Here is a 25,621-nt window from a genome sequence, read left to right on the forward strand (position 1 = left end):
GCGGTTTTTTAGTCTAATTCACATTCTTTGAGGGGAACGACCTTTGTCTTTTTCACGATTTTATAGCCAAGCCAAACCGCTAAAAACAATGGCAGTCCAATGTAGGAAACGAGAATGCCGTACCAATCGATTGACTTCCCCATAAAGGCCCCATAGTTCTGTCCCAAAATGACAATCGTGCAAAGCACTAGAGCGAACAATGGTCCAAATGGAAACCATTTGGCTTTATAAGGAAGATCATTGAGATCGCGCCCTTGCGCGGCATATGCTTTGCGGAAACGGTAGTGACTGACCGCGATGCCTAGCCACGCAATGAATCCCGACATACCAGAGGCATTTAATAACCATACATAAACGGTGCCATCGCCAAAGAACGAAGCCAAAAAAGCAAGCGTTCCTAGTGAAGCTGTGACTAGTAATGCATTAACAGGAACACCGCGGTGATTTAGCTTGGCCAGAAATTTTGGCGCTTTTCCTTCTTTTGCTAGATCCCAAAGCATTCGAGTAGACGCATACATACCGGAATTTCCGGCTGATAAAACCGCTGTTAAAATGACGGCGTTCATAACGGATGCAGCCAACGCAATGCCAGCTTTATCAAAGACGAGAGTAAATGGGCTGACCGTAACGTCGCTATTCGCTAGATTTTCATTTGTATACGGAATAAGCAGCCCGATTGCTAAAATAGCCAGTATATAAAATAGCAAAATACGCCAAAATACTTGACGAATGGCGCGAGGAATGTTTCGTTTCGGATCCTCGCTTTCACCGGCTGCAACCCCAAGCAGCTCTGTTCCTTGGAAAGAAAATCCTGCGGCCATAAAAATGCCGAGAGTCGCCATGAACCCACCATGGAACGGAGCGTCGTCGATGGTGAAGTTTCTAAATCCAACCGCTTCACCACCCATAATACCTACAATCATGAAAAAGCTGACAATAAGAAAAATAATAACCGTTACTACTTTAATAAGGGAAAACCAATATTCGGCTTCACCAAATCCTTTTACAGATAAATAGTTAAGTAAAAACATAATCACTAAGCATAATGCGCTCCATAAAAGTGAAGGGCTATTCGGAAACCAAAATTTCATGATCATAGTCACAGCCGAGAGTTCTGCGGCAATTGTAATGGCCCAGTTATACCAGTAGTTCCATCCTAAAGCAAATCCGAGAGCAGGATCGACAAATTTCGTTGCATACGTACTAAACGTTCCGGTAACGGGCATATAAGCGGCCATTTCCGCAAGGCTGGTCATCAAAAAATATACCATCACTCCAATCGCGATATACGCTATGAGCGCTCCACCCGGTCCAGCGGTATGAATCGCTCCGCCGCTTGCTAAAAACAACCCAGTACCAATCGTTCCCCCAAGAGAAATCATTGTTAAATGCCTTGTTTTTAGCTTTCGTTGCAGCTGGTTAGGCGAAGCCGGTGTGGCGGCTTCCTGTTTTTGAATGACGCTTTCCATGTTTTCATCGCTCCTTTTTTTCATGTTGTCATGGAAAGGAGCCGGGCAATAAAAAAAGCCGCCGAAGGAGATTCGGCGGCAATGCAATCATTACCCGTATCAACCCTTCCGTGAAGATAGCGCCCCACGGTTGCTTTACGCAAACCGTGACAGTGCTGCCCCTATTCGGTGACAGCCCCAGTTCGCACATCCAGAGAAATGTGCCAACTTCGGCGGCTTTTCCCTTCGAGCGAAGTCTTCAATGTTCTCTGCATCTCGTTCGCTGTACTCATAAAAGCCGCAACCTCTACCTCATCGGGTGAATGAGGATGCTATTCATTTTGTTCCATGATGATTATAAAACAATTTTTGTACAAAAACAATATTTATTTATGCTTCAATCGCAAAAAAGCCAAACCCTTCTATGTTTACTATATACGTGGAATAGAGCGAGAGGCATGGAACGATAGAAATCCTGTTTCGTGAACTACTCACCACTTAGCTAAAGCTTGAAGTGGGAGCTTCTCAGTTCCACGACGAAAGCCGCCTTTCGTCTCCCTGAGCGTGACTTCGGGTCGTTCCAACCCTAGATGTCCGACAATTCGGAGTTCTTTTGTACCTTGGATATTTTACGCATGGAAGGATCAGCTTGGTTTTCGCATTTTATTTTCTCCATGCAACCTCCTATATCTAGTTATGAAAGAACGACATAGGTTTATTTTACCACAGGGTCAGACAATTGAACAGGCAAAAGCCTGTCCTTGTCCGAAGTCGATTCATCTCCCACTTTCATCAAGCTTCGCAAGATTTAGAAATGGGAGACTTCTCGACTGAAGAATGTTAAAACGACCAATGGTAAATAAGCAAAGAAAAAAGGATTCACGATATAAGTGAATCCTTTTTTCTTTATTATTCTGACATTTCTACAAGTTTTTTCGATAATAATAACAGAACAAAGCCAAGAACAATGGTAATGCCGCCAATTAAGCTGAAAATTTCTAGATAGCCTAATGACTCCGTAAAAGCTGCTAATTGACCTGCTAAAATATTCGCGATACCAGTTGCTGATAACCAAACTCCCATTAGCAGGGAAGCGAGACGAATCGGTGCGATGCGGCTTGTAAGTGATAGCCCAACCGGTGATAGGCAAAGCTCACCAAGCGTATGCAAAAAGTATGTTAAAACAATAAATAATGCATTTGCTTTTACCGTAATGTGTTGCTCGTCGCTTCCGGTTTGCAGCAGAGCAGGAACCAAAACAGCAAATCCGAGACCAAGCAAAATCATACCTAATCCCATCTTTGTCGGAGCTGATAAATCACCGCGTTTAGAGTTAGCCAATTTTACCCATAATGCAGATAAAACGGGTGTTAATAGAACGATAAATAATGGATTTAATGATTGAAACCAAGAGGTTGGCATGGTCCAGCTGCCGATGGATTTATCGACGAACTTATCGGTATACAATGTAAGCGAGCTTCCTGCTTGTTCGAAGCCAGCCCAGAAAAAGACAACAAAGCACATTAAAATTAAGATCACACGAATGCGCTGTTTTTCTTTTTTTGTTAACGGCTCTTTTGGCGCAGTTGAAGCTGTTTTCTGTTTGCCAATCGGCTTTTTGCCGATTTCTCCTAGATAACGATTTCCTAATAGATTAAAAAATACTTGACCAATTATCATACCGATGGATGCGGCAAGGAAACCATATTTAAATCCATACTGCACGACGCCATTGACAGTCGTTTTAAAATAATCTTCAGCTAAAAATCCACAGATCAGCGGAGCAAAAAAGGCGCCGATGTTAATTCCCATATAGAAAATGGTAAAGGCTGCATCGCGGCGCTTGTCATTTGGTCCGTACAATTCACCGACAAGCGTCGAAATATTAGGTTTAAAGAAACCGTTTCCGATAATTAATAGTAAAAGCCCCGTATATAACCCTATTTTTGTATTGACCGCAAACAGTATAAGATTGCCGACGGCCATAATAATTCCGCCGATGGTAATAGCTAAGCGACGACCTAAAAAGCGGTCAGAAAGGTATCCACCGATAATAGGGGTAAAATAAACAATCCCTGTAAAGAACCCATAAATACTTACGGCGATTCTTTGATCAAATCCTAAACCGCCACTAATGGTTGCTGTCGTTAAATAAAGAACTAGGATCGCCCGCATTCCATAGTAGCTAAAACGCTCCCAAATCTCGGTGAAGAATAAAAGATAAAGCCCGGGAGGATGTTTTTTGCTTTGTTCCTGTTGCATCGGTTGAACCTCAGGTAATGCTCCCATTTTTCTTCCTCCTAAATTGATGATCGTGCAAAGAACATTTTATTTTATAAAATATCTATAAGTCAATAAAATTATATAGAAATAGAAAAATATAAACTTTTAAACTTATCTTTATCGATTTAATAGTGTTATTAATCTAAATATTATATTATTTGTATAATGAATCTTTCCATCATACTCTATATACTAGCTATTTCGTTCAATGGAAACAGGGCATTCATGGTGCTTGTTCAATTCATACTCGTTTGAGGAAGAAATGTTGACCCATTCCATTGGATGGCATCGCTTAAATGAAAAGATCGAAAGGTTCGTTCCATTTTCTCTATAGTTTCTCCATATAAACGGAATAATAGTTCTATTTTTAGGCGATCCATGCGCCTTGGAAAATGTTGTGTATGGTCTTGAAAGCTTAGGATTATGGATAAAAAAGTGAACAAATAGTGGTCAAGTTTTCTGAGATGCGCTACGATAAGATACGGAAGGAGGAGAAAGATTGAAGAAATACCTCATGGCGCTTTTGACTGCTTTTGCGGTTCTCGTGTTAACGGGATGCCAATCATCTTCAGAAAAAATTCCAGCTATTGTTCAACGGGTCATTGATGGGGATACGTTAAAAGTTGCAGTCGGAAGCAAAGAAGAAACCGTCCGTTTATTGTTGGTTGACACACCTGAATCTGTACATCCGACCAAGCCCGTGCAGCCGTTTGGCGTGGAGTCAAGTCAATATGTGAAGCAATTACTGCCATCAGGGACAAAGGTGGAGCTGGAATTGGATGTGAGAGAACGAGACAAATACGGCCGGTTGCTAGCCTATGTATGGATCGGAAACAAAATGCTTAATGAGCTGCTGCTGGAGCAGGGCTATGCTCGGGTGGCTTACGTATTTGAGCCTAATACGAAATATGTCGATGAATTCCGGCAAATTCAGGAGAAAGCCAGGGAGAAGCAACTGGGGATTTGGTCAATAGAAAATTATGCAACAGATCAAGGATTTAACGATCAAGCTTCTTCTTCATCATCGTGCTCCAAGCCAATGATTAAAGGCAATATTTCAAAAAGCGGAGAAAAAATTTATCATGTTCCTGGAAGTCCGCAATATAAGGTAACAAAGGCAGAAAGAATGTTTTGTACTGAGAAAGAGGCACAAGATGCAGGATTTCGCAAACCGCTACGCTAAATCCCTCTCTCCATATTAAGGGGAGAGGGATTTAGTTTGAACTGGGAAGGGAAATCATAAAGGAAGTAACATGCTGATTGGAAGAGCAGGTGATTTGGCCGCCATGATCTTCAATAATTTTTTTACATACATACAGGCCGATTCCTGTGCCAAGCTTTTTCGTTGTGAAAAATGGCTCAAAGATGGCGTGAATGGCTTCCGAAGGAATCATTGGACCGTTATTAGAAATCATGATGGCAATCTTTCCGTCCATCAATGACACATCAATATTGATCCGCCGCGGCTTTTCCTTTTCTTTGACCGCCTCGATGGAATTGAGAAGAATATTCATGATGACCTGTTTGAGCTGATTCCTATAGACAAATACAGTCAATGTTGAATCGATATTGGTAGACACATCGACATCTTCATCCACAAAGCTTGGGTACAGAAAGGATAGGATCTCTTCGAAAAACTCGGAAAGAGATACAGTCTCCTTTTTCTCTTCAACCGCTTCTTTTCTTGAAGCATGAAGAAATTGAGAAATGCGAAATTTCAATTGTTGGAGCTCATGTTCGATAATATCCAAATATTTTAAGGTTGGATGTTCAAATTTTAGCAGCTGAATAAACCCGATAATAGCCGTCAATGGATTGCGAAATTCATGAACGAAACTCGAAGACATTTGGCCAAGCAATGTGAGCCGATCTTTATGAGACTGAGAAATAAACAAGTTTCTTTTTTGAATTTCCGCATCTTTTAGTTCGGTGTATTTTGTAACCGCATAAAACGAAAAACGATCAAATAAAGCGTTAATATCGTCAATTAATGGTTGAAGCTCGTCAATTGGAAGACCAGACTGCAACGCATACCGGATTAATAGACTTCGGCCGAGGTTTGTATTATAGACAAATTCACCGATATTCACATTTGCTTCTGCTCTTTCTTTTGCGATTTTTTCCGCCAGTGCTTGAATGTGTTCTGACGGAAGGGGATGGCTGAGCATTTCTTTCACAAGTTGAAAGAAAGATAGCCCGTTATGCTCTACTTGATCAATATATTTATCATTATCGGCGATACGCACATGGTTTCGCCAATGCGTTAGAAAATCAGATACATGCTCTTCTAGAAACGCAATTAGTTTTTCTTTTGAAGACTCCAAATCCACTCACCTCATTTATCCGCTCGCCATCGCATGTTATTATTATAAAAGGAAATAGCTAAAATGATAAAGAGAAATATTGCTAAATTTGCAGTTTTTACAATGCTCTATTGCTGAATGATATCATACAAAATTTTTTCGTCATTTTTCACAAGTTTCTCACAATATTTGTTTATAATATGTCAAGTGTTTCGCCTGAAAAGGAGGAGAACAATGAGACTTGCCCTTGTGCTTGCCTTTATGTTTGTCAGCTTGTTAATGGGGTGCGAACGACAGGAAGAGTTTACGCAGATTCCTAAACGGATGAAAGTGTTGATTAGTATAAATATTAAGGATGGAAGTGTCACATTTTTCGATTTAAAACGTGAAAAAAAATACGCCCAATGGGAGCTTGGTCAGCCTATTCAAGGAGGAGTGCTGCTGAATAACGGGAGCACGCTGCTGTTATACGGACATGAGCTGGACCGGGCATATGAGTATAATTTGGCAACTGGGAAAATGGAGAAGGAATGGAAAACAGGCAAGGGGATTATTAGTGCACTTGTTTCCAATGATCAACAGCATCTATTATTAGCTGACCAAAATCAAAAGGCGATCCGCATTTTTCACATGAACGGCAAAGAAAATGGATCCATCAAAATAGGAAGCCAGCCCCTTACTCTACTGCAAAACAGCACAGGGACACGTGTGTATGCGATTGATTTCCAAGATGAAAAAGCCGCTGTGATCGATATGGAGAAACATCAAGTGACCCATACGTTTTCGGTTCCGAAATTTGCGCTCGGCGGTTTGCTTCGCGAGCGGGAGCAAGAGCTTTGGGTTGGCGGCCATGGAAGCGGAAGTTCGGTAGAAACCGTGATTCATATCTATTCATTACCTAGTGGAACACTCATGAAGACGATTCCTGCTCCAGAGATGCCTGTTAGTTTTGCCGAGACAAATGAAGGAATTTTTGCATTAAGTCACGGCTCAAATACTGTGCGCAAATGGGATCATGCAGGAGAGGAAAAAGCGTCGATTACAGTAGGGGCGAATCCGTTTGTGATGATTGGCGAAAGCCATTACTTATATGTCGCAAGCTATGACAGCAATGAAGTGACGGTCATTGATGGCCGTACACTCCAAGTGGTTCAACGATTGACAACGGGAAAAGGTCCGTTTCAACTAATGATAAGAGAGGAAGGGTGAGAATGGAGACGAAGCAAACGATTCTGGTTGTTGATGATGAGGAGGATATGCGTTTTTTAGTATGTATGTATCTTGAAAACTCCGGATTTACCTGTTTGCAAGCACAAGATGGACGAGAGGCGCTGGCGCTTATCCAGAAACAAACCATCGACTTGATTTTGCTTGATATCATGATGCCGAATATGGACGGGTTTTCATTATGTGAGCATATTCGCGGCTATTCGAATGTGCCGATTATCTTTTTGACAGCAAAAGGAGATGAATGGGATAAAGTTCGTGGATTTAAGCTTGGCGGTGACGATTACATCGTAAAGCCATTTAGCCCCGGAGAGTTAATTGCGCGCATTGAGGCGATCATGAGACGCACATATCAAGCCAAAAAGCAAGATGACCTTTCTTTTGGCGGGCTTTTGATTGATGAAAAAGGACGGAAAGTGACGGTAAAAGGAGAAAATGTTATTTTAACATTAAAAGAATTTGACTTGCTTCTTTTTCTTGCTAAGCATCACGGACAAGTATTTAGCAGGGAAGATTTGCTTATTCGGATATGGGGATATGATTATGCAGGAAACGCTCGAACGGTGGATACACACATTAAAACATTAAGGTTAAAGCTAAAGGAAAGTGGAGCATTCATTAAAACGGTGTGGGGGATTGGCTATAAATTTGAGGTGTGACAGATGCGGCGAAAATCCATGACTTTAGTACAAAAGATTTGGCTGGCTATGAGCCTTGTTGTGATTATTACTGTACTTTTTTCTTATTTTCTTTTAAATTATTTTTACCAAAATTTATATGTAAATAAAGTAGAACAAACATTGATTGAAGAAGGCAGAAATTTAGCAAGCGATTATCAAGGAGGACCAATAACTGAAGAATATCGGAAGCGGGTAGAATGGTATAACGAAAAGACGACATCGGAAGTGCTGCTCGTCAGCAACCCGCGGGAATTAAGCGCTTGTTTGCCGTTTCAAATCGATTACGATTCGTTGATTAGCGAAGCAGATCGGCAAAAGCTGCTTGAAGGAAAAGTAGTGACGAAAACAGGCTATGAAAAGCGATTTGGGCGCAAAATCATGGGTGTGATCGTGCCGCTATTGGACGAGCATCGCTTACAAGGAGTGTTTTATCTTTATATTCCGCTTGCGACCATTCAGGAAATGACCAAGGAGGCTGCGTCCATTTGGATTCCGCTTGCTATTTTATTTGTGGCGGCTTTGCTGCTGTTCGGAAAAAAAATGGCGGACCGCTTGGCTGGACCGCTCAAGGAGATGGAAAGAGTTGCTTACAGCATGTCGCAGGGGGATTATGAAGCAAGGATTCCGACTCAAGCGAATGACGAAATAGGAAGGCTCGCTCGGGCGTTTAATGTAATGGCAAAAGCCATTCACGAGGAGGATATGCGCAAGAGGGAATTCCTCGCCAATGTGTCGCACGAATTGCGAACGCCGCTCAGTTATGTCAAAGGATACAGTGAAGCCATTTTAGCAGGAATGGTGAAAACAAAAGAAGAAGAAACAAAATACATGAAGCTCATTCATCGAGAAGCAGGAAGAATGGAACGGCTTGTCCGCGACTTACTTGATTTAGCGCAATTGGAAGGAAAAAGCGTCCCACTGCAAAAGGTGCCGCTCGTATTTTCACAAGTTATTGAAGATACGTTAGCCAAATATGAGCCATTTTTGCATGAAAAGGAAATACAAGTTGTCGCGGATTTAAGTCCAGAAGTGATTGTTGAAGGGGATGGCGATCGCATGGAGCAAGTCATCCATAATTTGCTCGACAATGCGATCCGCTATACGCCAAAAGGAGGCACGATCACACTGCAGCTTTTTGAAGCGGAGACTCATTCTTGCTGCTTTGTCATCCGAGATTCCGGAAAAGGCATTCCAAAGGAGAAGCTCCCGCTGTTGGGACAGCGTTTTTTCCGTGTCGATCAAGCGCGCACAAGAGCAGAAGGCGGCACGGGGCTTGGATTAGCGATTGTCAAACAGATCGTCCATCTTCATGGTGGCACGATAGCGTTTGCCAGCGAAGAGGGAAAAGGAACAGAGGTGTCCATTTGTTTGCCAATGTGGGATGACCAGCAACATGAGGTCGAGTGAACGGAATACAGAATCATGAAAAACTCCAGCCACTCTCGGTGCGACAGATCCAATCCATTCACTCGGTTCTTGCGCTCTGTGATCTTATGAATGAGCAGTATCAGTAAAACTTACAAACCGGGATTCTAGAATAAAAGCTTGTTTGATCTTTCAGCTTCCCTCTTCCTCACATAAATGGCCAAGCGTTGAAAGAGGAAAGGTGAAGCAATATAATCGTTAAAGAAAAATGATAAACAAAGGTTGGCGATATTGATGAAGCGGTATCAGTCTATTTTAGATGTGATCGGCAATACACCAGTAGTCAAACTAAACCGAATTCCCGATCCGAAGGGAGCAGAGGTATATATCAAGCTTGAATCATTTAATCCGGGTGGAAGCGTGAAAGATCGGGCTGCATTTCAAATGATTCAGCGCGCGGAGGAAGAAGGGAAAATCGTGCCAGGAAAAAGTACGATTATTGAGCCGACCTCTGGAAATACAGGGATCGGACTAGCCATGGTATGCGCTGCGAAAGGTTATCGCTGCATGATTACCATGCCGGATAATGCCACAATGGAGCGTGTCAAGCTTTTAAAGGCGTACGGAGCTGAGGTGCATCTAACTCCTTCTTCGCTTCGCATGCAGGGGGCGATTGATGAAGCGCATCGTCTTGCGGCTGTTATTGAAGATAGTTTTATTCCAATGCAATTTGAAAATCCCGCTAATCCAGATGCCCATAGACAGAGCACGGCTTTAGAAATTTTAGCGGCCTTTGAAGGAAGGCTTGATGCTTTTGTGCTAACCGCTGGAACAGGAGGAACCGTGACGGGTACGGGCGAGGAGCTAAAAAAGCATCTTCCTCGTTTGCGGATTTATGTCGTAGAACCGTACGGCTCGCCTGTACTGTCTGGAGGAGAACCGGGGCCGCATAAAATCCCGGGAACTGGGCCTGGATTTGTTCCAAAGATATTAAATCGCGACATTTTTGATGAAATTTTATTAATTAAAGATGAAGATGCCCAAACGATGGCGCGCCGTTTAGCAGCAGAAGAAGGGATTTTGGTGGGGGCTTCAGCTGGCGCGGCTGCACATTATGCGATAGAAATAGCAAAGCGATTGCCGTCTGATGCCCGTGTTCTTTGCATGGCGCCCGATTCTGGAGAACGGTATTTATCATGGGATTTGTTCAATTTTTAGAAAGGCTCGCTGACTGGCGCGCCTTTTATAGCTATTTATTGTGACGTAACTTGGCAGCTCAACATTGGCATTGATATGGAAGCGACGCATCATCAAAATAGATACATTCCATTTTCTAATTTCTATATGCACAACAAACTCTCGTTTGGTTATGGATGAGATCGGTGAATGGCAGGAGAGATAAAGAGGAAGCCGCTCTTCCTTCCTTTGGATTGTTTGGTATTTTGCTCGCTACAAAACTGTTTCAAAGCAAACCGTTTGCATGGATGAAAGTGAATAAAATAGCTGCTAAAATAAACGCACGACATTTTCGTGCTTTTTTTATTGAAAACGAACCTCTATTCTCTAAAATAGAAATAGGTAGGTGAGAAACATGCTGAACCAGCGCAAAACGTTGCAACAAGTCATTGAAGACTGGAAAGAGAATGAATGCGTTGCCTATTGGCATACCATTCCGGAAAAAGAAGCACAAAGCACACCGTTTCCTGAATCGCTTCATCCTGCTTTGCGGCATGCTTTAGAGAAACGAGGCATTTCATCGTTATATATCCATCAAAAAAAAGCATATGAAGCGGTAGAAGCCGGACGAAATATCGTGGCTGTTACACCGACGGCGTCAGGAAAAACATTGTGTTATAACTTGCCTGTGCTGCAGAAGATATTGCAGCAAAAGGAAGCAAGAGCGCTTTATTTATTCCCGACGAAGGCGCTGGCTCAAGATCAAAAAAGCGCCTTAAATGAGCTTATTGGGGAAATGGAAACAACGATTTATTGTGATACGTATGATGGAGATACATCGCCAACCATTCGGCAAAGGGTGAGAAAAGCGGGCCATATTGTCATAACAAATCCCGATATGTTGCATTCAGGAATTTTGCCGCATCATACGAAATGGGTGTCATTGTTTGAGAATTTGCAATTTGTTGTGATTGACGAGCTTCACACATATCGGGGAGTATTTGGCAGCCATGTTGCCAACGTCATCCGTCGTTTAAAACGAATTTGTGAATTTTATGGAAGTCATCCGCGTTTTATTTGCACATCGGCCACGATTGCGAACCCAAAAGAGCATGCAGAAGTGCTAACAGGGGAAGCGATGGAGCTCATTGATCAAAATGGAGCGCCGTCGGGAAGAAAGCATTTTGTCTTTTATAATCCTCCGGTTGTCAACCGAGCATTAAACATTCGCAGAAGTGCTACATTGGAAGCGAAAGCGATCGCGAGCGAACTGTTAAAGCATCGCATTCAAACCATCGTATTTGCAAAAAGTCGTGTTCGTGTCGAAATTTTGCTTACTTATTTGCAACAGCTCATCAAGCACGAATTGGGGAGCAAAGCTATTCGTGCTTATCGGGGAGGCTATTTGCCGAACGAGCGCAGAGAGATTGAACGAGGGTTGCGAAACGGAGAAATTTATGGAGTAGTCAGTACGAATGCGCTTGAGTTAGGAGTGGACATCGGCCAGCTGCAGGCATGCGTGCTAACAGGATATCCTGGTACGATTGCAAGCACTTGGCAGCAGGCGGGGCGGGCTGGTCGACGTCAAGAGGAAGCAATGGTAGTCATGGTGGCCAGCTCCAGCCCGCTCGATCAGTATATTATTCAACATCCTGCATATGTATTGGAGAGGAGTCCGGAAAGCGCACGCTTAAATCCGAACAATCTTGTGATTCTCGTCGATCACGTGAAATGTGCGGCTTTTGAATTGCCTTTTCGCCAAGGGGAAACATTTGCTGGTGTCGAGATCGAGGAAATTCTTGAATATTTGGCAGACGAGCGAGTGCTTTATCAACGAGGAAATAAATGGCATTGGATGAGTGACTCGTTTCCAGCTCATGGCATCAGTTTGCGTTCCGCCTCTCAGGAAAATGTGGTCATTATCGATGTGTCAAATAGAGGAGACCATCGGGTAATCGGAGAAATGGACCGCTTTAGTGCGATGACATTGCTTCATGAGGAAGCGATCTATTTGCATCAAGGGGTTCAGTATCAGGTGGAGAAGCTGGATTGGGAAGAGAAAAAAGCGTATGTTCGCGAAGTGGATGTCGACTATTTTACTGATGCGAATGTAGCAGTCGAATTGAAAGTGCTCGAGGAGGATCGGAAGAGGGAAGCGGACTTATCAATTATCGGATTTGGCGATGTGATGGTGCTCGCGAAAGCGACAATTTTTAAAAAAATCAAACTAGAAACACACGAGAATATCGGCTCAGGACCGATTTATTTGCCGGAGGCGGAGCTGCACACGAACGCCGCATGGATCAGCATCAAACGAGAAGCGTTGCCGCATTGGAACGATGAACGCATGGAGCAAGGGTTGCTTGGAATCACCCATGTCCTCCAGTATGTGGCTTCTTTGTTTTTGATGTGCGACCGCACTGACTTGCATGTCGTACCGCAAGTAAAATCGCTCCATAATGAACAACCGACCATTTTCGTTTATGATCGGTATCCGGGAGGAATTGGACTGAGTGATGCGTTGTATCATGAGATGGAGCAGGTGCTTAGGGAAGCCAAACAAATGATTGAGCGCTGTCCATGTGAATCTGGTTGCCCGTCCTGCATTGGGACTCATATATCATCCGAACGAGCGAAACGCGATGCGCTTAAGCTTTTGGCCATCCTTAACGAAGAAAAGGAGGAGGAGCATGTCGATTAAAGAAAAGCTGGCAAAATTAAAAGGAACGAGTATCGCCGCGGCTTCGCCAGCTTGCAGAGATGATGAAACAGAGACGGACGTGCCTTATTTGGCACAATGGCGTACCATGAATGCTGAGCCGTTTTTTTTCGATGGAGAGTATTGCTTGATTCGCGAAGTCACTTATTCACTCGATCAACAGCATGGAATCTATCGGCTTGGCGAATTGCATGAGATCCATGAAAAATGGCAGCAGGCTTTATTCTCTCATCCGCTTTCTAGCAAAGGCCATGATATAAGCGATTTATTTTTTTTTGATACGGAAACGACAGGACTTGGAAGCGGAACAGGAAATACAATTTTTTTGCTTGGACATGCACGTGTATATGCTGATCGCATTGTGGTGCGTCAGCATTTTTTGCCGCATCCGGGGGCGGAAGTAGCCCTTTATCAAAGCTTTTTATCAGAGGTAGACTATACAACGCTTGTGACCTATAACGGAAAAGCCTTTGATTGGCCGGTGTTAAAGACGCGTCATACCCTCCTCCGTGACACCGTACCGAAATTGCCGGCATTTGGGCATTTCGATTTATACCATGCTTCACGAAGAATATGGAAGCATCGGTTGGAATCTGTCAAGCTAGCCCATGTAGAGAAAGAAATTCTTGGGGTGGAGCGAACAGAGGATATTCCCGGGTTTTTAGCACCTATGATGTATTTTGAATTTCTCTCATCAAAGCAACCAGACGGAATGACCGGGGTGCTGAAGCATAACGAAATGGATGTGCTGTCTCTTATTGTTCTATACATTCATTTATCGAAGCAAATTTTGCAAGCGTACGATATCGAACATGTGACAGAAAAGTTAGAGATGGGCCGATGGTTTGATTCTGTTGGCGAAGCTGGGGAAGCGAGAAAAATATATGAGCAAGTAGCCGAAAAGGAAGGGAAGGAATCCGCAATAGCGAAATGGCAGCTTTCGCTTATTTATAAAAAAGAAAAGCAGTATGAAAAGGCCGTCAAACTTTGGAGAGAGCTGTTGCAGGCTGATTTTGATCCGCGGAGCATCAAAGCTGCAGTGGAGCTGGCCAAACTATATGAACATGTTTATAAAAAGCCAGAAGAGGCTTATGAATATGCGCAAACAGCTTATCACATGTGGAAAAAGATCGCTCGTACCCATCGCTTCAGCGAGCCCTCCGACGAGTTGCTCAAGCGATTGAAGAGGCTTGAACGGAAAATCAGGAAATGATGATTTCCCCGGAAAGCGCAAAAAACGACAGAACATACAGAAAATTTATTCTTTATTGCGAATATTGTAGAAAAATCGCAAAAGGTGTACAATTATGTGTTGTGAATAGTGCGAAAAAACAAGTAGTAATGGGGAGACGAGCCTTGAAAAGGATGTATAAAAAAATTTTGTATTTATTTTTTGTCGTGGTTGGCTTAACGGTCGTTGTATTTACCAATTTAACATGATATAACGGAGAAAATGGGTATCTATACTAGTACGTGTCCGCTCCTTTCATCATAGGCTAGTATTGTAAAACAGCTTATGATAAATCAAAAGGAGAGATGTATTTATGCATTGCAGACCAAATGTAACGGCGCCAATTGTTCATCCGACAAAATGTTGTGTACAGCATCACTTCCAAGCAACCATTGTACCACATATTCACCCGTCTCATACGACGCATGTCAATCATCATCTTTACCAGCATCAACACTATTTCCCGCACACGGAGTCGGCGGTAAATGAGACGGCAAATCAACAATTCTTTTGCGGTGGAGGCCCTGCGCCAATGCCACTTGGACCAGGACCAGTAGGACCAGGCCCAGCAGGACCGATGCCTTGGGGCTTCTAAACCGTAAAGAAACAGGAACTGAAAAATTCAGTTCCTGTTTTATTTCTCCGAAAAGGAGGGAGAAAAAAGTGCTCAAGGTCCTTGCATTAAGCGGATACAAGCCGCATGAGCTTCATATTTTTTCCCATCATCACCCGGCTGTTGCTTATATCAAAAAAGCGATTAAAGAGCGTCTAACGGAGCTGGCGGATGAAGGGCTGGAATGGGTCATGATTAGCGGACAGCTTGGCGTCGAATTATGGGCAGCAGAAGCGGTATATGAATTGCAGGAATCCTATCCGCATCTGCGTTTAGCCGTCATTGCTCCATTTTTAAATCAAGAAGAACGATGGAAGGGAGAAAACCGCGAGTATTACGAATCGATTGTCTCACAAGCGGACTTTTTTGACTGTGTAACTAAACGCCCTTACGAAAGTCCTATGCAATTTCGCTTAAAAAACGAATTTATTGTTGCTAAAAGTGAGGGGCTGCTGCTTGTTTATGACGAAGAGCAAGAAGGAACGCCAAAGTTTTTACTAAACGTCGCCAAAAGAAGAAAAAACTATCCTATTTTTTTTATTTCATTTTCTGATTTACAGGCTATCATAGAAGAAGAACAAATGAATCAATGGTAAATTGACAATCGATCGACTTTCTGAAAAAATAAAGAAAAGAAAAGCGGAATGTGGAATTAAGGGGGCGAATTTTTATGTTAGCAGGTCGCGTGAAACTGACAGCGAAGGATATTCTAGAAAAAGAATTTAAAGTAAGCATGCGGGGCTATAATCAAGATGAGGTAGATCAGTTTTTAGATGCGATTATTAAGGATTATGAAGCGTTTCATCAAGAAATTGAGGAGCTTCAGCAAGAAAACCTACGTTTAAAGCATCAAATAGAGCAACTGCAAAAACGGCCAGCTACTCCTGTTGGCACGACCAATTTTGATATTTTACAGCGGTTGTCAAATTTAGAAAAGCACGTATTTGGCAACAAATTATATGAGTAGGCTACATAAAACACAAAATTTCCATTGAAGTGAAGGAAAAAATGGACTATACTACATTATGCAGATATTGCGCCATTGATAATGTTCGGGTAATCGCTGCGGCAGTTTTGCCGTAGAGGAAAGTCCATGCTCGCACGGTGCTGAGATGCCCGTAGTGTTCGTGCCTAGCGAATCCATAAGCTAGGGCAGTCTGGCTTCGGCTGGGCTGACGGCGGGGAAAGAGCCTAAGTCAAGTTCTGATATGGCTCAATTACCCTGAAAGTGCCACAGTGACGTAGCTCTAAGGGAAACCTTAGAGGTGGAACGCGGTAAACCCCTCGAGCGAGAAACCCAAATGATGGTAGGGGCATCTTCCCGAAGGAAATGAACGGAGGGAAGGACAGATGGCATGTTCCATCTGTAGATAGATGATTACCGCCGGAGTACGAGGCGAAAAGCCGCTTGCAGTACGAAGGAACAAAACATGGCTTACAGAGCATTATTAATGGCTAAACATGGTGGCAAAAGCTCTCCTGCATATAGGAGGGCTTTTCTTGCTTCTGTCGAACGGTACTGTGTATCGTTAAAGATCCTTTTTCTCTCGAATGCTTTGATGCTCCTAGGGTGGGAAGGCTGCCAAAAAGCTTTGGGATTTTAGAGCCGATCATTGCTTTGTTTTTTACGGTGCATACATAAAATATCTCTTCGGCTAAATCGAGCCATCTTTTCCATGTATTTATACAGTATAAGGACAACAGGTTCTCATGGCACAAGTACATAAAATATTTATCATTTTTGAACGTTCAAACACATATTCCATCATTCTAAAATGATACAATGAAATTAAAGCGGTTGAAGCTAGAGAAAATCATATGCAGTCGGTCTTTTTCTTTTGTTTCGTTTCACGCATATGAGAGTACAGAGAGATTACCCTTTTCTACCTGCAATCATTCATATCGTGGCGATGTATGTTTTTTTTCATGCCAATCTGCACATAAGTCAAAGGCAAGTCATCGACTTGCCTTTGTTACGCACCCGTTCTCCTAGAAGCGCTCCTGAGCTTATGTGGTAAGTGAAGCGAAGAGTGTTGTGAATGACCAGACAAGACGTTCTTTTACTGACTATAATGGGGGGATGTTGGTCATGCTGAAACAAAATATACTTTCTAAAATTGCCAAAAACGTCATTAACCATATTCATGAGGGGCTTATTATCACCGATGAAAAAGGAAATATTCTGTTTGTCAATCCGGCTTTTGAAATGGTCACAGGATACGTCGCAGAAGAAGTGATTGGAGAAAACCCAAACATTTTGCAATCGGGAGTACACAACAAAGAATTTTATGAAAGCATGTGGAATGAGATTATTCATCACGGTTTTTGGGAAGGGGAAATTTGGAATAAACGAAAGAACGGAGAGCTATTTGTTGAGTGGCTGAAAATCCATTCCATTAAAGACAGCCAAGGAGCGATTACAAATTATGTTGCGATTTTCTCCGATATTACGGAGCGGAAAAAAAATATTGAGCAGCTAAAAAAGATGGCACATTATGATATTTTGACAGGTGTGCCCAATCGTTATTTATTAACGAAAAGGATCGAAAGCTTAATTCAAACGTCTAGGAAATATAATCAGCAATTTGCTGTTTTGTTTTTAGACTTGGACCGATTTAAGTACGTCAATGATACGCTGGGCCATCTGGCGGGAGATTTGCTGCTGAAAAAGGTGGCTCAGAGATTGAAAGGGATTTTGCAAAGAAAGGATACGATCGCCAGAATCGGCGGAGACGAGTTTATTATAGTTCTCCCTAACTTGAGGCATATTAGAGAAGCGATTCAAATAGCAGAAGCCATCCATGAAGCCTTGAAGGCTGCTTTTCGCTTAAATGGCCATGAAGCTTATATTTCAGTGAGCATCGGAATCAGCTTTTACCCGCACGACGGGGAGGACATCGAAACATTGATTCGCAATGCAGACCGGGCGATGTATCAGGCAAAAGTAAGCGGCCGAAATCATTTTGAAGTGTATCATAGTGAATCACATGATCAGGACCAGCAAGGCTTTTTTCTTGAAAATCTGCTCCGAAAAGCAGTCATACACAAAGAATTTGAATTGCATTATCAGCCGCAAATTCACATTGAAACAAAACAAATTTATGGTGTGGAGGCCTTGCTCAGATGGAAGCGTCCGGATATCGGCTTTGTATCTCCGAGCCAGTTTATTCCGATTGCCGAAGAATCGGGGATGATCATCCCCATTAGCGAGTGGGTGCTTTTGCAAGCCTGTGAAGATTTAAAAAGGCTGAGTTTAACCTATCCGCATTTAAAAATGTCCGTTAATATTTCAGCTATTCATTTTCAGCAAGCCGATTTTGTGAAAAAGCTTGAACAAATGATCGAACAGTCGAACGTAAATCCAAGGTTTTTAGAATTAGAGCTGACAGAAAGTACGATTATGCCTCGTGCGGAAAAATCCATTGAACAGCTAGTGAAGCTGAAGCAGCTCGGTCTGAAAATTGCGGTCGATGATTTTGGCACCGGTTTTTCTTCTCTAAGCTATTTGCGCCGTTTTCCTATCGATATTTTAAAAATTGATCAAAGCTTTATTAAAAGCTTGTTGTCTTCCTATGATGACGCATCAATTGTTACAGCGATTATTAAAATGGGACAAAATTTACGGCTTTCGATTATTGCCGAGGGAGTAGAAACGGAAAAGCAGTTTAAGTTTTTGCGGCAGCAAGGATGTGATTATGCACAAGGGTATTATATATCGAAGCCTCTGCCGTTTGCGGAACTGCAAGAATTTTTAAAGGAATGGACAGCGATTATAGGAGGGAATACAGATGGGTAAGCTGACGATTATCGCGACTGCAGCCATGGGACTTGAATCAATTGTAGCAGAAGAAGTGCGGCGCCTTGGCTATGAATGCACGGTAGAGAACGGCAAAATTACATTTGCTGCCGATGAATTAGCTATTTGCCGCTCCAATTTATGGCTGCGAACAGCGGATCGAATCAAATTAAAAATGGGTGAATTTCGAGCAACAACCTTTGAAGAATTGTTTGAGCAAACGAAAGCGCTCCCGTGGGCAGATTATATCCCTGTTCATGCGGAGTTCCCGGTCATCGGAAAATCAGTGAAGTCCCAATTGTTCAGCGTTTCTGATTGTCAAGCTATTGTAAAAAAAGCCGTTGTTGAAAGTTTAAAGCAGCATTATCGGGTATCGTGGTTTGAAGAGACGGGACCGCTCTATCGCATTGAAGTGGCGCTGCATAAAGATATCGCTACCTTAACGATTGATACAAGCGGAGCCGGTCTTCACAAGCGCGGCTATCGCGTTGCTCAAGGGGAAGCGCCATTAAAGGAAACATTGGCGGCCGCGCTCATTCAATTAACAAATTGGACACCAGATCGTCCATTCGTCGATCCTTTTTGCGGATCGGGAACCATTCCCATTGAAGCGGCACTGATCGGGCAAAACATTGCTCCTGGGTTCAATCGCGACTTTGTGTCGGAACAATGGGACTGGATTGGCGAGCGCCATTGGGAGCGGGCGCGTGAAGAAGCGGAGGATTTGGCGAAATATGATCAGCCGCTTGATATTTCCGGATTCGATATTGATCACCGCATGGTTCAAGTAGCCAAAGATAACGCGCTAGAAGCGGGATTAGGCGATATCATTGCATTTAAGCAGATGCAAGTAAAGGATTTTACAACTAAAAAACTATACGGAGTGATCCTCGGCAATCCGCCATACGGCGAGCGGCTTGGCGAGCGGAAGCAGGTAGAGGAAATGTATAAAGAAATGGGACAAACCTTCGCTAAGCTTGATACATGGTCCATCTATATGTTAACTGCGCACAAACAATTTGAAACATATTATGGGAAACCGGCAACCAAGCGCCGCAAGCTTTTCAACGGCTTTATTGAAACACAATATTATCAATATTGGGGGCCACGTCCTCCAAAAGAGCGATGAGTGAAGAGTTTTTGCCTCGCAGACGAACAACCAATATTCCATTTTTATTGTTGCACCGCATCTCTTTTATTTTAAACGAGGTGCGGTTGTTTTTTGTCGATTATTGATGTTTTATGTGATGAAGGGTTTTTCGAAAAATCAGATATTTACTGAATCGATTCGCTGCAAAGTAAAAATTTATATATAAGATTAGGCGTATGGACGATCCAATGAGCAGCCCTGAATCCCTCATTTTTTTGCTGAAGTCAGCAAACAGAAAAGCGGACGTTAAGCCATATTACTCTGTTTTTATTAATGAATCATCAACACTAGTGATATAACGATAAAAATAAATACTTCCTTTCTCCTTTCTGTTGAAACATCATGACGAATAGGTAAAGAAATATAGCATGATTTGTTTCTTTTGGGCATATAAATAATATCGGCACCTATTGTGCACAAAAATGCATCATTCTTCCATTCACAAGGAAATGGCTGGTTCAACGGTTTGAATATTTCTGGATATTTTGGAGATAAAGGAAGACAAGACTCTTGGCCATTGAGGGGATTGCGCGTTTATTCGCTTGAAATAAACGTTTATATCTGCTTTGATGCGAGTCTTGCAGAAATAACAAAATGGATGAAGGAGAGAATGAAATGGCTTTATTATGTAAGGATTTGTTAAAAATTTCTCAAGCGCTCGACAAAACCTATGCTCTGTTAGAGCAGCATCAGGAGGAAACAACAGGGCTTGAAAGCATTGAAATAGCCAAACACGAATGGAAACAAGCATTTACATATGCAATGTCTGATGTGTTTCGTGCGTAATGGCGGCCAGTGTTCCGACTCTTACATTGACATCCTCCGACAGATAAGGGATAATAATTGATTGTTACTCTTATTATGTTGGAGGGGGTCGAAGGATGAGCCGCGAGCGCTATCCTTTTTCGTTAGAAAAAAACGAGAACTTTTTTGATAAATTAAATGAATGGATCGGCGATGTATTTTATGATATTTTGCCGGACGCTGGCTTTGAATTGCGCGATGAGCAAGTTTATATGGCGTTTCAGCTGGAAAGAGCGTTTAAAGAAAAGAAAGTGATGTTTGCTGAAGCCGGGGTGGGAACAGGAAAAACGATCGTTTATTTGCTTTATGCGATCTGTTATGCGCGTTATACCGGGAAACCAGCGATCATTGCTTGTGCCGATGAAACGCTCATTGAGCAGTTAGTGAAAAAAGAGGGAGATATCGCCAAAATTTCCCATGTGCTCGACTTGCATATTGATGTGCGTCTTGCTAAATCACAAGATCAGTATTTATGTTTAAATAAGCTTGATCGAGTGTTAATGACGGAAGATGATGTCGAGCTTTACGAGCAAATTTTTGATGATCTTCCTGATTTTGTACATGATTACAAAGCGCTGCAGTCGTTCTATCATTACGGAGACCGCAAAGAATATGCACATTTAAGCGACGAGCAATGGCGAAAAATTGCCTGGGATTCATTTCAAGATTGCTTTGCCTGTGATAAGCGGCATCGCTGTGGACAAACATTGTCGCGTGAGCATTATCGGAAAGCAGCTGATTTAATTGTTTGTTCACACGATTTTTATATGGAGCACGTATGGACATATGAGGCACGCAAACGGGAGGGACAGCTTCCGCTTTTGCCTGAGGCGTGCTGTGTGGTCTTTGACGAAGGGCATTTATTGGAATTTGCCGCTCAAAAGGCCTTAACATATCGAATGAAGGAAACAACATTAGAAACACTATTGACTCGCTTATTAGAAAACGACATTCGTGAGGAGCTCGCTTATCTTATTGAAGAAGCACTGCAACTGAATGCTCGCTTTTTTGCTGAGCTGACGGCTTGCGCGGTAGAAATTGCAGGTTCGAATCGCCAAGAAATTTCTTTCTCTGACCAGTTGATGAAACGAGGCAAACAACTGCTTGCAGCGATTGAGAAGATCGGCAATGAACTTGTTTTTGAAAGTGAAACATTTACCATCGATCACTATCAATTAAATATTGTTGATGAATATTTAGATCAGATTAGCCATTCACTTCACTTATTGATCCATAATCGTGATGCGATTACGTGGCTGGAAGTACTGAACGAAGGAAAAACACTAGTCATCATGCCGCGGACGGTGCAGGAAGTATTGCAGGAGAAAGTGTTTAGCAAAAATATTCCTTTTATCTTCTCATCTGCTACGCTGTCGAATCACCAATCGTTTGAGTATATCGCTATGAGCTTAGGAATTAAGGATTATTTATCTTTTATCGTGGAATCACCGTTTAATTACGATGAGCAGATGACGATTTATATGCCGTTTTTTGCAAATGATGAAACATTATTTGAACAAAAATATCGCTATGCGCTGCAAAAAATTCGCGAAACAAATGGACGGGCTTTACTTTTGTTCCCTTCACGGCAAGAGCTGCAAAGATTTAAGAAAAAGGCCGTACATGAGGACGGGCTTTCCTTTTTATTTGAAGGAGACCAAGAAATAAGTGAGCTTGTAGCGACTTTCCAAAGACAAGAAGAAACGATTTTATGCTCTGAACATTTATGGGAAGGATTAGATATTCCGGGACCGTCGTTGGCAAACGTCATCATCTGGTCGCTTCCATATCCGCCAAACGACCCTGTGTTTCAAGCGAAACGGAAGGCATACGAAAATCCATTTTGGGAAGTCGATGTTCCGTATATGTTATTGCGGTTGCGCCAAGGAATAGGGCGACTGATCCGCACACATGAGGATCAAGGAATCGTGTCCATTTTTGTAACGAATGAGGAAAGCGAGAAAGTAATTGAAGCAGTTAAAAGAGTGCTGCCGACGAATGTAAGGGAAGAATAATTTCTTCCCTTTTTTTTCGTGGCATGGTTATTTTCATAAAGAAAGAGGAAAAGGAAGATGAAGAGGGAATTATAATAATTTGGGCGAACCAAGAAAGGGGGATAAATATGCTGAAGGAAATGGAGCAGCAATTTTTGCGCTATGTAAAAAAAATGATGAGCTACAATGAAGCGATCCAACTAATGTATTGGGACATGCGGACTGGCGCTCCGAAAAAAGGCTTAGAGCAACGTGCAGAAGTAGTCGGCATTCTATCTCAAGAAATGTTTAAAATGTCGATATCAGAGGAAATGGCCGCTTATATCGCCAAGCTTTCACCAAGCCATGTGCAAACGGAGCTATCTGCAGTGGTGCAATGTGCCTTAGCGGAATGCAGAAAAGAATATGAACGAAATAAAAAAATTCCGGTTGAGGAATATAAGGAATATGTTGTGTTGCAGTCGAAAGCGGAAAGCGTTTGGGAAGAAGCGAAAGAAAAATCCGATTTTGCGATGTTTCGTCCTTATTTAGAAAGATTAGTGGAGTTTAATCAAAAATTTATCGAATATTGGGGCTATCAAGGACATCCGTACAATACGTTGCTTGATTTGTATGAACCGGGCATAACGGTTGAACTGCTCGACCAAGTATTTGCCAAACTGCGAGAGCGTATGGTTCCGCTTGTTCAAGCAGTGGCCGCTGCCGAGCATAAACCCGATACCTCATTTTTATTTCAGAAATTTCCGAAGGAGAAACAGCGCGCTTTTAGCCTCGAATTGTTGCGCGAGCTTGGCTACGATTTTTCCGCCGGCCGTTTAGACGAGACGGTTCATCCGTTTGCGATTGGGTTAAATCCAGGAGATGTCCGGATTACCACTCGATACGATGAGCACGATTTTCGCACGGCTCTATTTGGTACGATTCATGAGTGCGGCCATGCGATATATGAGCAAAATATTGCTAAAGAGCTGGTCGGTACTCCCCTATGTACAGGAACGTCAATGGGAATTCATGAGTCGCAGTCGCTGTTTTACGAAAATTTCATCGGCCGTCATTATTCATATTGGAAGCGCCATTATCCGCTTCTCCAGAAATACGCGCCAGAGCAATTTGCCAGCATCACATTAGATGAGTTTTATCGGGCGGTGAATGAAGCGAAGCCATCTCTTATTCGCATTGAAGCGGATGAGCTCACCTATTCTTTACATATTATGATTCGCTATGAAATCGAGAAAGAACTGTTCAATGGAAGCGTTGCTGTGGACGACTTGCCGGAGCTTTGGAACGATAAATACGAGGAATATCTAGGCATTCGACCGGATTCCGATGCGTCTGGCATATTGCAGGATGTGCATTGGTCAGGAGGCAGCTTTGGCTACTTTCCTTCTTATGCGCTTGGCTATATGTATGCCGCCCAATTCAAGCATGCGATGCTGAAGGATCTGCCTCATTTTGACGATTTGCTGGAAAAGGGAGACATGCTCCCGATCCGCAGCTGGCTGACAGAAAAAGTCCATTGCTTCGGAAAAACGAAAAAGCCGCTTGACATTTTGCAAGAAGCGACAGGTGAAGAGCTAAATGTGGATTATTTAATTCAATACCTAGAAGATAAATATCGAGCGATTTATCAGCTATAAACCTATTGGAACCACCTTTTGCCCGCTTGGATAGGCGGAGAAAAGGTGGCTTTTTATACCATCACCGCAGGCTGAAGCCGTTGATTTATTCAGAATGAGAGAGACGAAGTGAAGCACAAGAGGAGGCAGAGCAAAGAACGTGGTTGTTTCTGTGTCAGACAGCAGTAGCATTCAAGTATTTAATAGCCAAACAGCTAAATGAGGATATCAAAATGAGCCGTGCTTCCATCGGGAATTGCTGGGACTAACAGGCTGCATGGGAAAAGAGATTGCAATTTATGGTTAGAATTAGACACAGTTATTGAAAGAAATAAAAAATATAGTTCAGTGATGACAATAAGGTATATAAGGGAATTAGCTGTGGTGATTTTAGGACGAGGAAATATTAAAAAAGAAATATAGGTTTTCATAATCCTCATTTTTTGTTGGCAAAAAGAGTGCAAGACAAAACCTTTTCTAGAAAAATGAATGTACGTTTTCAGCATGATGATAACGAGAACAGTTTATTTAGATTTTCTATGTTGCTATATTCTGGGATCTCTGCTAAATGTTATATAAAGAAATTAATAATCAATTGAGCCTCCCTCTCATAGTTTGGCAGTGACCACTCGATTTGATAAAGATTTTGCTTTTTCGATAAGAAAAAAATAATAGAATGAGTTAGTATTAAACTCTAGGTACTAAGGTTAGACTTGCACTCTTATGTCAGGCTTCTTCTGACAAATGACGATTGGTAATTTGTGAAAGCTTTAGAAAGAGTAAATAATTGATTACAGCCGTCCCCCATGTACATGTAAATCCGTATTGCATAACTACTCGCAAAAAACGCACCTTTAGTTCTTATGAGATATGGATTGAATGAAAGAGTATGATTGAGAAAAAGAGCGTGTAGATACGTTTTCGTTTTAATTCCTGTATTATCAACTGCTTCAGTTTTTCATTAAAAAATCATATGTCTTTTTTATTCTCTCCAACTTGAACGAAAGCACTAAGCTATTCTTAAATAAGGTCTGGCTTTTTATTCAGCTTCTCTGGAATGGCCGGCCAGATTAGGAATAGGAGGAAAAAGGATCATCGGACTGAATTTTGTCGAAATGTCTCGTATTTTGTCTGTCGAAAAATCTTGCCACTCCCTTTTCTCCTCGCTACAATGTTTTTGAACCATGGATAGATAAAGGGGGAATACGATGAAACC

Annotated in this window: 18 protein-coding genes, 1 other RNA gene and 1 riboswitch; of the genes, 16 read left to right on the forward strand and 3 right to left on the reverse strand. The window is 42.3% G+C overall.

Going from position 1 to position 25,621, the window contains the following annotated elements; all coding sequences use genetic code 11:
- Nucleotides 1-8 precede the first annotated feature (8 nt).
- Both AT864_RS09855 and AT864_RS09860 read right to left on the reverse strand, forming a co-directional pair.
- The gene (locus tag AT864_RS09855) at nt 9-1,469 is read right to left on the reverse strand and encodes an amino acid permease (protein ID WP_066148687.1); all 1,461 of its coding nucleotides are present in this window, start codon (nt 1,467-1,469) and stop codon (nt 9-11) included.
- A gap of 109 nt (nt 1,470-1,578) precedes the next feature.
- Nucleotides 1,579-1,766: riboswitch (Lysine riboswitch) on the reverse strand.
- A 591-nt stretch (nt 1,767-2,357) separates the two neighbouring features.
- A complete protein-coding gene (locus AT864_RS09860; protein WP_066148689.1) occupies nt 2,358-3,737 on the reverse strand; it encodes a peptide MFS transporter in 1,380 nt (459 codons plus the stop codon).
- A gap of 493 nt (nt 3,738-4,230) precedes the next feature.
- Between AT864_RS09860 and AT864_RS09865 the strand changes: the two genes are divergently transcribed.
- Nucleotides 4,231-4,914 (forward strand): thermonuclease family protein, encoded by a 684-nt coding sequence (locus AT864_RS09865; RefSeq protein ID WP_231734627.1) that lies wholly within the window; start codon nt 4,231-4,233, stop codon nt 4,912-4,914.
- A 31-nt stretch (nt 4,915-4,945) separates the two neighbouring features.
- Here AT864_RS09865 and AT864_RS09870 read toward each other — a convergent pair whose 3' ends face one another.
- A complete protein-coding gene (locus AT864_RS09870; RefSeq protein WP_066148691.1) occupies nt 4,946-6,055 on the reverse strand; it encodes a histidine kinase N-terminal domain-containing protein in 1,110 nt (369 codons plus the stop codon).
- A gap of 213 nt (nt 6,056-6,268) precedes the next feature.
- Here AT864_RS09870 and AT864_RS09875 point away from each other — a divergent pair, with 213 nt between their 5' ends.
- The 15 genes from AT864_RS09875 to AT864_RS09950 all read left to right on the forward strand — a co-directional run bounded on the left by AT864_RS09875 (nt 6,269) and on the right by AT864_RS09950 (nt 24,426).
- Nucleotides 6,269-7,243, forward strand: a complete 975-nt coding sequence (locus AT864_RS09875; RefSeq protein WP_066148693.1) for a YncE family protein — start codon at nt 6,269-6,271, stop codon at nt 7,241-7,243.
- A 2-nt stretch (nt 7,244-7,245) separates the two neighbouring features.
- A complete protein-coding gene (locus AT864_RS09880; protein ID WP_044742549.1) occupies nt 7,246-7,920 on the forward strand; it encodes a response regulator transcription factor in 675 nt (224 codons plus the stop codon).
- 3 nt (nt 7,921-7,923) lie between these two features.
- Nucleotides 7,924-9,348: a cell wall metabolism sensor histidine kinase WalK gene (locus tag AT864_RS09885; RefSeq protein WP_066148695.1), complete on the forward strand. Its 1,425-nt coding sequence runs from the start codon at nt 7,924-7,926 to the stop codon at nt 9,346-9,348.
- A gap of 252 nt (nt 9,349-9,600) precedes the next feature.
- The gene (gene cysK, locus AT864_RS09890) at nt 9,601-10,524 is read left to right on the forward strand and encodes a cysteine synthase A (protein WP_044742551.1); all 924 of its coding nucleotides are present in this window, start codon (nt 9,601-9,603) and stop codon (nt 10,522-10,524) included.
- A 376-nt stretch (nt 10,525-10,900) separates the two neighbouring features.
- Nucleotides 10,901-13,183 carry a DEAD/DEAH box helicase gene (locus AT864_RS09900; protein WP_156450526.1) on the forward strand — a complete coding sequence of 761 codons (2,283 nt, stop codon included), beginning with the start codon at nt 10,901-10,903 and terminating at the stop codon, nt 13,181-13,183.
- Nucleotides 13,173-14,414 (forward strand): ribonuclease H-like domain-containing protein, encoded by a 1,242-nt coding sequence (locus AT864_RS09905; protein WP_066148700.1) that lies wholly within the window; start codon nt 13,173-13,175, stop codon nt 14,412-14,414. The genes AT864_RS09900 and AT864_RS09905 overlap by 11 nt, the downstream gene beginning before the upstream one ends.
- A 331-nt stretch (nt 14,415-14,745) precedes the next feature.
- The gene (locus AT864_RS09915; protein WP_066148704.1) at nt 14,746-15,027 is read left to right on the forward strand and encodes a spore coat protein; all 282 of its coding nucleotides are present in this window, start codon (nt 14,746-14,748) and stop codon (nt 15,025-15,027) included.
- A gap of 68 nt (nt 15,028-15,095) precedes the next feature.
- Nucleotides 15,096-15,641, forward strand: a complete 546-nt coding sequence (locus AT864_RS09920; RefSeq protein ID WP_066148706.1) for a DUF1273 domain-containing protein — start codon at nt 15,096-15,098, stop codon at nt 15,639-15,641.
- Nucleotides 15,642-15,715: 74 nt separating this feature from the next.
- Nucleotides 15,716-16,012 carry a cell division regulator GpsB gene (gene gpsB / locus AT864_RS09925; protein ID WP_044742380.1) on the forward strand — a complete coding sequence of 99 codons (297 nt, stop codon included), beginning with the start codon at nt 15,716-15,718 and terminating at the stop codon, nt 16,010-16,012.
- Between the two features lie 81 nt (nt 16,013-16,093).
- An RNA gene (gene rnpB, locus AT864_RS09930) (RNase P RNA component class B) lies at nt 16,094-16,488 on the forward strand.
- 646 nt (nt 16,489-17,134) lie between these two features.
- Nucleotides 17,135-18,841: a bifunctional diguanylate cyclase/phosphodiesterase gene (locus tag AT864_RS09935; RefSeq protein ID WP_231734628.1), complete on the forward strand. Its 1,707-nt coding sequence runs from the start codon at nt 17,135-17,137 to the stop codon at nt 18,839-18,841.
- Nucleotides 18,834-19,970: a class I SAM-dependent RNA methyltransferase gene (locus AT864_RS09940; protein WP_066148710.1), complete on the forward strand. Its 1,137-nt coding sequence runs from the start codon at nt 18,834-18,836 to the stop codon at nt 19,968-19,970. Before AT864_RS09935 ends, AT864_RS09940 begins: the two co-directional genes overlap by 8 nt.
- Before the next feature lie 636 nt (nt 19,971-20,606).
- Nucleotides 20,607-20,777 carry a hypothetical protein gene (locus AT864_RS18145; protein WP_197431012.1) on the forward strand — a complete coding sequence of 57 codons (171 nt, stop codon included), beginning with the start codon at nt 20,607-20,609 and terminating at the stop codon, nt 20,775-20,777.
- Between the two features lie 95 nt (nt 20,778-20,872).
- A complete protein-coding gene (locus AT864_RS09945; protein WP_066148712.1) occupies nt 20,873-22,810 on the forward strand; it encodes an ATP-dependent DNA helicase in 1,938 nt (645 codons plus the stop codon).
- Between the two features lie 107 nt (nt 22,811-22,917).
- Nucleotides 22,918-24,426 carry a carboxypeptidase M32 gene (locus AT864_RS09950; RefSeq protein ID WP_066148714.1) on the forward strand — a complete coding sequence of 503 codons (1,509 nt, stop codon included), beginning with the start codon at nt 22,918-22,920 and terminating at the stop codon, nt 24,424-24,426.
- The last annotated feature ends 1,195 nt before the right edge of the window (nt 24,427-25,621 follow it).

Source organism: Anoxybacillus sp. P3H1B, assembly GCF_001560855.1.
GTDB classification, from domain to species: Bacteria; Bacillota; Bacilli; order Bacillales; family Anoxybacillaceae; genus Anoxybacteroides; species Anoxybacteroides rupiense.